Source organism: Methylobacterium sp. CCH7-A2 (assembly GCF_001557075.1).
Classification (GTDB): Bacteria; Pseudomonadota; Alphaproteobacteria; order Rhizobiales; family Beijerinckiaceae; genus Allobosea; species Allobosea massiliensis.
In genome coordinates, this window is record NZ_LSKN01000169.1 from 1 (window position 1) to 231 (window position 231).

At 70.1% G+C, this 231-nt stretch carries 1 protein-coding gene; it reads right to left on the bottom strand.

Annotated elements, in window-relative coordinates:
- Nucleotides 1-231, bottom strand: a 231-nt coding sequence (locus AX750_RS13005; protein WP_245282390.1) for a methyl-accepting chemotaxis protein, incomplete at both ends; no start/stop codon positions are given.

Sequence of the window (231 nt, forward strand, 5' to 3'; positions counted from 1 at the left end):
GCGCCAGCAGGTTGGTCTGGAAGGCGATGTCGTCGATGACGCGGATGATGTCCGAGATCTTGGTCGAGGCGTCCTCGATCCGCGCCATGGCGTCGACCGCCTGGCCGGCGATCGAGCCGCCGTTCTGCGCCGCCTTCATCGCCTCGTCGGCAACAGAGGCCGCCTGGCGCGAGGCCTGGGCGGTCGCCTTCACGGACGCCGCGAGCTGCTCGGTCGTCGCCGCGGTCTCTT